At 37.7% G+C, this 7,287-nt stretch carries 5 protein-coding genes; 4 read left to right on the top strand and 1 reads right to left on the bottom strand.

What is annotated here, in order from left to right:
* Positions 1-211 precede the first annotated feature (211 nt).
* Entirely contained in the window at positions 212-1,576 is a 1,365-nt protein-coding gene (locus SGJ10_01665; protein ID MDZ4756832.1) for an MATE family efflux transporter, read from the bottom strand.
* Between the two features lie 228 nt (positions 1,577-1,804).
* Between SGJ10_01665 and SGJ10_01660 the strand changes: the two genes are divergently transcribed.
* The 4 genes from SGJ10_01660 to gyrB all read left to right on the top strand — a co-directional run bounded on the left by SGJ10_01660 (position 1,805) and on the right by gyrB (position 7,090).
* Positions 1,805-2,518 (top strand): YebC/PmpR family DNA-binding transcriptional regulator, encoded by a 714-nt coding sequence (locus SGJ10_01660; GenBank protein ID MDZ4756831.1) that lies wholly within the window; start codon positions 1,805-1,807, stop codon positions 2,516-2,518.
* A gap of 22 nt (positions 2,519-2,540) precedes the next feature.
* Positions 2,541-3,512 (top strand): lysylphosphatidylglycerol synthase transmembrane domain-containing protein, encoded by a 972-nt coding sequence (locus SGJ10_01655; protein MDZ4756830.1) that lies wholly within the window; start codon positions 2,541-2,543, stop codon positions 3,510-3,512.
* A gap of 144 nt (positions 3,513-3,656) precedes the next feature.
* Positions 3,657-4,799: a glycosyltransferase family 1 protein gene (locus tag SGJ10_01650; GenBank protein MDZ4756829.1), complete on the top strand. Its 1,143-nt coding sequence runs from the start codon at positions 3,657-3,659 to the stop codon at positions 4,797-4,799.
* Between the two features lie 338 nt (positions 4,800-5,137).
* Entirely contained in the window at positions 5,138-7,090 is a 1,953-nt protein-coding gene (gene gyrB / locus SGJ10_01645) for a DNA topoisomerase (ATP-hydrolyzing) subunit B (GenBank protein MDZ4756828.1), read from the top strand.
* The last annotated feature ends 197 nt before the right edge of the window (positions 7,091-7,287 follow it).

Raw genomic sequence — 7,287 nt, 5'->3', positions numbered from 1 at the left:
TAATAGTCCAAAAGAAAGGGACTAATCCCCCGCATCCCGATAATTATCGGGATTAAGCGGGGCTTTCGGGATGTAGTTCGGCATTACCATTCTACAAACCAATCCGCCACAGACGGAGAACTATTATAGTTTAAGAATTGGTATAAAGTAATCAAGCGTCAGCCACTCGCCGCGACGAGCTACATCGTACACGCTTCGGCGAGCTACATCGTCAATCATCACTCATCTGCACAAATCTCTTATATTCATTTCCTTTTTTGTAGATATGGGTCACAATAAACCTTATGGAAAACAAGCCCAGGATAACCCAATATATAATTTCAGCAACCCATATTGCTGATAACCCCAATTCGAATTCAAATGCAATAATGAATGCAGCGATAACATAGATTACAATAGCAATAGATTCGAGTTTCAGAGAGAAAGCCAATGCCCCAAAACCAATTACCCCATTATAATAAATGGAGTATAACGAAAAACATATATAAACACCCATTATCGACAACATACTATCTTTAAAATCGGGCAAGATATCGGTGTTGCCTGTCATTAAAAGAATGACCTCGTTTGGAAATATGTAGGTAAGCAACCCTGCCATGATGGTAACCAATAAACTTAAGACAGCAGTTCTATGAATTACAGGAGAAATTTCGGCTATTCTGTTCTCTGCTTTAAGCCCACCCACCAAGGTGTGCAAGGCCGATGCCAATGCTATAGCTGGAAGTGTTACAAACGCATATATACTTTTTATCACATTAGATACGGCAAGCTCACGTTCGCCAATACGTTCCATTATAATAAAGAACAACAACCAACCAATAGTTTCTACAAATTGTTTGAATACCAATGGTAGGGTGAACTTATTGAACATCTGTACATAGTTCCGCTTGTATTTTACTTGTGCATCTATCCATGGTTTTTCGCCCTTCCAATTGTATAATATTGACACCAATAAAACAGCAAATCCTACAAACTCAGCTATACTGGACGACATAGCCGCTCCACTTATTCCATAAGCTTTAAAGCCACCATTCCCAAATACCAATAAGTAACTGCACAATATATTGGTAGCTGCCATCATAAAGGAAGAAAAAAGTAGTACCTTTGTTTTACCCAAACCACTATAAAACCCGCTGAGATAAAAGTATAAAAAACTAAAAAATACCGCCAGTGCAATATTTTCGAGGTAGGATTTGGTGTATTTATATAAGTCGTTATTGCTTATTAACAAACTGGTAATAGGTCCGCTAAAAGTATATAATGTAGCAGCAAGAATACCGCCAGCCAAAACCATATATATTCCCACTGATCTAGTCAAATGGAAAGTATGGCCCCTTTCACCTCGGAAATGTGTAAGTAAAATTTGAAATCCTACGGAAAAACTTGCTCCAATAGTGGTGAGCAAATAAAACAATATACCCCCGATACCTACAGCAGCCAATTGCGTTTCGCCTAGCCTTGCTACAAAAATTGTATCCGAAATATAAATAGTACTTTGTGCAATGCTTCCAATTATTATAGGCAGGGCAATACCGATAAGGGCTTTATAATTGATGTTTGCTGTGTATGGAGTCATTATAATTTTTGCAAAAATAGATACTAAACCCCCTGACTGATTAATACCTTTTTCTATTTTTCATATATTGGGATATTTGTTTAATATTTTAGCTGATTTATGATAAACATTTGCAGTATGACAGAAAAAATTGAATATCCTTTTTTCACGATTCATGAAGGTCGGATTGTTTCTTCTAGAAAAATAGCCTCTTTATTTTTTGCGATTTCCCACTATTTTTGCCCCAATATGGGACGTGCATTTGAAAAACGCAAACATGTGATGTTTGCTCGTTACGATAAGATGGCCAAGGCTTTTACCCGCATTGGCAGAGAAATTTCGATGGCTGTTAAAAATTCAGGACCTGACCCTGGAGGCAATCCACGATTGCGTGCTGCCATGCAAACTGCCAAGGGATTGAATATGCCCAAAGACCGAATAGAAGCTGCCATTAAAAGGGCTAGTGAGAAAAGTGATGAGGTTTTTGAAGAACATATATACGAAGGTTATGGGCCATACGGCGTTGCGGTATTGCTTGAAACCGCTACCAATAATACCAACCGCACCGTGGCAAATGTTCGTTCATACTTGACTAGAGCCGAAGGCACTTTAAACAAAACGGGTTCGCTCGATTTTATTTTCACCCGTAAAGGAATGTTCAAACTCAATGCAACCGGACTTGACCCCGAAGAGATCGAACTTGATTTGATAGATAGTGGTTTGGAAGAATTGTTCATCGATGCAGAGGATAATCAAATTATTATATATACCGCTTTTCAAGATTATAGCCTGATGCAAAAAGCCTTAGAGGAAAGAAATCTTCCCATTGTGAGCTCAGAGTTAGAGCGAATAGCTAATACTTTTGTGGAGTTAACCGAAGAACAAGAAACCGAGGTAATGGAGATGGTAGAGAAAATGGAGCAGGACGATGATGTGCAAAAAGTATATCATAATATCAAATAATTTTCTACCATAGTTTTTTCTAATGAATTATATAAAAATATTCAACACATTTATATTTTTATTATTCGTACTTTTTGGAGCTTATTTATTATATACATTTTTAAGCAAGGGCGAATGGGTCGAAGTAAAGACTCATATAGCAAACGGCAATTATATTGTTGTTTGGCCAGCATTGGCAGTGTCAATTTTAGTATATATAATTCGCACTTTGCGTTGGAATTTATTACTAAATGCAGCAGAGCAAAAAACTACTTTTTCCAATACATTTATTGCCACTTCCTTTGCTTATGGAATCAGTTTTTTTGTGCCCCGATTGGGCGAAGTTTTTCGCTGTACGTGGCAAAAAGAAAAGCAGCAAATACCCTTGGCCATATCATTGGGAACGGTATTGCTTGAACGGATTGTTGATGTCGTGATGCTGTTATTACTAATTTCATTAACCATTATACTACAATATGAAAAAGTATATACTTTTTTTTACCATGATATGTGGAAAGCAGGTTTTGAAAATACCTTTTACAATTTATATAATAATTGGGTTTGGTTGTTGCTAATAATTATGGTTCTCGCATTTCTCATGTATTATAGTTATGTAAAACTTATCAAATACAATTTTTTTGCAAACTTTATCAGTGGACTCAGAAGTATTATATCATTGAAACAAAAAAATAAATTTATATTATATACTTTACTTATTTGGATTTGCTATTATTTGCTCACCTATTGTTGGTTCTATTTGTTCCCTGAAACTTCCTCACTCACCTTGTTGGCGGGCCTCACCATTTGCACCATAGGAACTATCGGTCGCTCTATACCTATTAGCGGCGGCGGCATGGGAGCTTATCATTACTTGGTGGGGGCAGCATTGGTATTATATAGTGTTCCATCCTCTTATGGCAAAGCATTAGCAATGGTAATACATGGCGGGCAAACGGCGTTTACTTTTTTGATGTGTGTGGTTGGCCTGGGGCTAATAGGAATAAGGAGTAAGTAGTAAGTGAGCGTTGCCATCAATTACGTATCATAATAATTATCCCAGTGGCACTTATCACTTACTATTAGGCACTTTTTCAGCCGAATGGCCCTTGCTCCTTATTCCTAGTTCCTAGTTCCTAATTACCCCTTATTTTTGCCCCCAATGCAAATAGGATTCGATGCGAAGCGTGCGTTTAACAATATAACAGGACTAGGCAACTACAGCCGCAGGGTGGTTGAGAATTTATTACAATATTTTCCTGATGACGATTATTATTTGTTCACCCCAAAATCGGATCAGGATATTGTGAAATTTTGGGAACCTGTGCTTAAAAATAAACATATTCATACCCTTAAGCCGCATAATATTTTTTACCAAGCCTTTCACCAATTGTGGCGTAGCTATGGCAGTACCAAACTTGCCCAAACAAAAAAGTTGGAGGTATATCATGGCCTTAGCAATGAGTTACCAGTTGGAATTGAAAATACGGGTATCAAGACTGTTGTTACCATCCATGATTTAATATTTTTGCGTCACCCTGATTTTTTCACGGCAACCAATCGTGGAATTTATAAACGCAAATTTGAACATGCGTGCCAAACGGCCAACCATGTGGTGGCTACGAGCGAACAAACAAAAAAAGATATTGTGGAATTCTTCAATATTGATCCAGAAAAAATTGCAGTTATTTATCAAAATTGTAGTGATATTTATTATGATAAAAGTACTGCAGAAGAAATTGTTCAAGTAAGGAAAGTATATAATCTGCCACAGAAATATATATTATTTGTGAGTAAAACTGATAAGCGTAAAAATCATTTAAATTTTCTGCAGGCATATAAGCAACAATGTGCAACTTGGTCAGCAAATAATAGAATACCATTGGTGCTATGCGGTGGCTCGGGCGATAACCACCGAGAAGTGCTGAAATACATACATGAACATAAATTGCCCGTTATACATTTGGATTATGTGCAGCATGAGCATTTGCCGTTATTATATGATGCGTGCTTGTTCAGTATATATCCAAGTTTGTTTGAAGGATTTGGTATACCTTTGGTAGAAGCTATGGCAAGAGGCAAAGCAAGCCTTACTTCTACAGGTTCATGTTTTGAGGAAATAGCGGGAGCTACTGCTTTATATGCCAATCCAGAACAGCCCAATGATATTGCTGAGAAATTATATATATTATGTAATGGTATAGCAAAAGTGAAAACATTGGAGGCAAATACCGCAGCTCAATTAAGCCTTTTTGATATTGAAATTAATACCAAGAAATTATATCATTTGTACAACGTGAATTAGGTTTATATTTCCGTCAATGCGAGCGTCCTATACCGTCATTGCCGAAGCGTCTAACCAGGTTTGCGAGGAACGTAGCAATCTCGTCAAATAGGAGGTTTTTATACCAGATTGCTTTTCCACTAACTATCGGAATACCTTCATCAAATGATGTTAACTACACGTTTGGAATATAATACTTACTTTGCCAAATTCAATATTTTTTTATCCTAAAAAATATCACCAAATTATTTGCTTTATTGTGGAAAAATAGCCTAAGGTTTTCTCTATTCAAACTATGGCCAATTGAGGGTTTTAGCCTAATTTTACACCCCAATAAAATATATCAATAAACTATTATAATGACAACAGAAACAGACAATTCAAATTACACCGCAGACAATATCCAAGTTCTAGAAGGATTAGAAGCAGTTAGAAAACGCCCATCGATGTATATTGGTGATACGGGCGTAAGAGGTTTACACCATTTGGTATATGAAGTAGTAGACAATTCGATAGACGAAGCCCTTGCAGGCTATTGCAAAAATATTTCGGTAATTATCAATGAAGATAATTCCATCACCGTTGAAGATGATGGTCGTGGTATACCTGTGGACATGCACGCTAAAGAAGGCCGTTCAGCTCTGGAAGTAGTAATGACCGTATTACACGCCGGTGGTAAATTCAACAAAGACAATTATAAAGTTTCAGGCGGACTCCACGGTGTGGGCGTATCTTGTGTGAATGCCCTTTCAAAACAATTGAAAGTTACCGTGCATCGTGATGGTAAACTTTACCAACAAGAATATGAAATCGGCAAACCATTATATGATGTAAAAGAAATTGGCACCACTACCAAGACAGGTACTGAAGTGCACTTTTTGCCAGATGATTCTATATTTACTTCAACCACTTATAAATTCGAAACATTACAATCACGTTTGCGTGAATTATCGTTCCTCAATAAAGGAATTCATTTGAACTTGGAGGACAGAAGAGAATTGGACGATGATGGCAAACCACTTTCTGAGCACTTCCATTCATTGGGTGGATTGAAAGAATTCGTAGAATATATCGATGGTACGCGTGAAAAATTAATTCCCGAAGCCATTTATATAGAAGGCGAAAAACAAGGTGTGCCAGTGGAAATTGCCATTGTATATAATACAGGTTACTCAGAAAATTTATTTTCCTATGTAAATAATATTAATACCTTAGAAGGTGGAACTCACGTAGCTGGTTTCAGACGTGGACTTACAAGAACCTTAAAATCTTATGCAGACAAAGAAGGCATGCTCAAAAATTTGAAATTCGATATCAGTGGTGATGACTTCCGTGAAGGATTAACTGGTGTTATTTCTGTGAAAGTGCAAGAGCCACAGTTTGAAGGACAAACCAAAACCAAATTAGGTAATAATGAAGTGATGGGTGCTGTGGATATTGCAGTGGGCGAAATGCTCGGTAATTATTTGGAAGAAAACCCAAGAGAAGCCCGCACCATAGTTAATAAAGTTATATTGGCTGCTACGGCCCGTCATGCCGCACGCAAAGCCCGTGAAATGGTGCAACGTAAAGGTGCTATGAGTGGCAGCGGACTACCTGGAAAATTGAGCGACTGCAGCGAAACAGATCCATCAATGTGTGAAATATACTTAGTGGAGGGAGACTCGGCTGGTGGAACCGCCAAGCAAGGTCGTAACAGAAAATTCCAAGCAATTTTGCCTTTGCGTGGTAAAATATTAAATGTAGAAAAAGCACTCGAGCACAGAATATATGAAAACGAAGAAATAAAAAATATATTCACCGCACTTGGTGTTTCTATTGGTACCGAAGATGATGACAAAGCATTGAACCTTGCTAAACTTCGTTATCATAAAGTTATTATCATGACCGATGCGGATGTGGACGGAAGTCATATCAGAACTTTGATTTTGACTTTGTTCTTTAGGTATATGAAAGCCCTTATCGAATTTGGATATATATATATTGCAACACCTCCTTTGTATTTAGTTAAAAAAGGCCGTGAAGAACAATATTGCTGGACAGAACAAGACAGGGAAAATGCTGTTCTCACCTTGAGCAAAGGTGGCAATCCTGATAGTGTGAATGTGCAACGTTATAAAGGTTTGGGAGAAATGAATGCAGAGCAACTATGGTCTACAACTATGGATCCTGAATTTCGTACTTTGAAACGTGTAACTCTTGACAGTGCTGCCGAAGCCGATCATATATTTAGTATGTTAATGGGTGATGAAGTACCTCCTCGTCGTGCATTTATTGAGCACAACGCGAAGTATGCGAAGATAGATGCGTAAGAAAATTACTAGTGGTAAGTGGTAAGTGGTAAGTGCCATTCGGTCGAAGCCGTCATTCTGAGTATCACGCTTAGTGAACGAAGAATCTGTTGGAATCAGAGACAATATTCAGGTCGAAGCCGTCATTCTGAGTATCACGCTTCGTGAATGAAGAATCTGTTGAAATCGGAGACAATATTCAGGTCGAAGCCGTCATT

Source organism: Bacteroidota bacterium, assembly GCA_034439655.1.
Classification (GTDB): domain Bacteria; phylum Bacteroidota; class Bacteroidia; order UKL13-3; family UKL13-3; genus CANJUD01.
The sequence above is the reverse complement of the archived record's forward strand: the minus strand, read 5'-3'. Positions and strand labels throughout refer to the sequence as shown.

Coding starts and splice junctions, on each gene's coding strand:
- gyrB (MDZ4756828.1), top strand. CDS start 5,138: ATGACAACAGAAACAGACAATTCAAATTACACCGCAGACAATATCCAA.
- SGJ10_01655 (MDZ4756830.1), top strand. CDS start 2,541: ATGAATTATATAAAAATATTCAACACATTTATATTTTTATTATTCGTA.
- SGJ10_01650 (MDZ4756829.1), top strand. CDS start 3,657: ATGCAAATAGGATTCGATGCGAAGCGTGCGTTTAACAATATAACAGGA.
- SGJ10_01665 (MDZ4756832.1), bottom strand. CDS start 1,576: ATGACTCCATACACAGCAAACATCAATTATAAAGCCCTTATCGGTATT.
- SGJ10_01660 (MDZ4756831.1), top strand. CDS start 1,805: ATGGGACGTGCATTTGAAAAACGCAAACATGTGATGTTTGCTCGTTAC.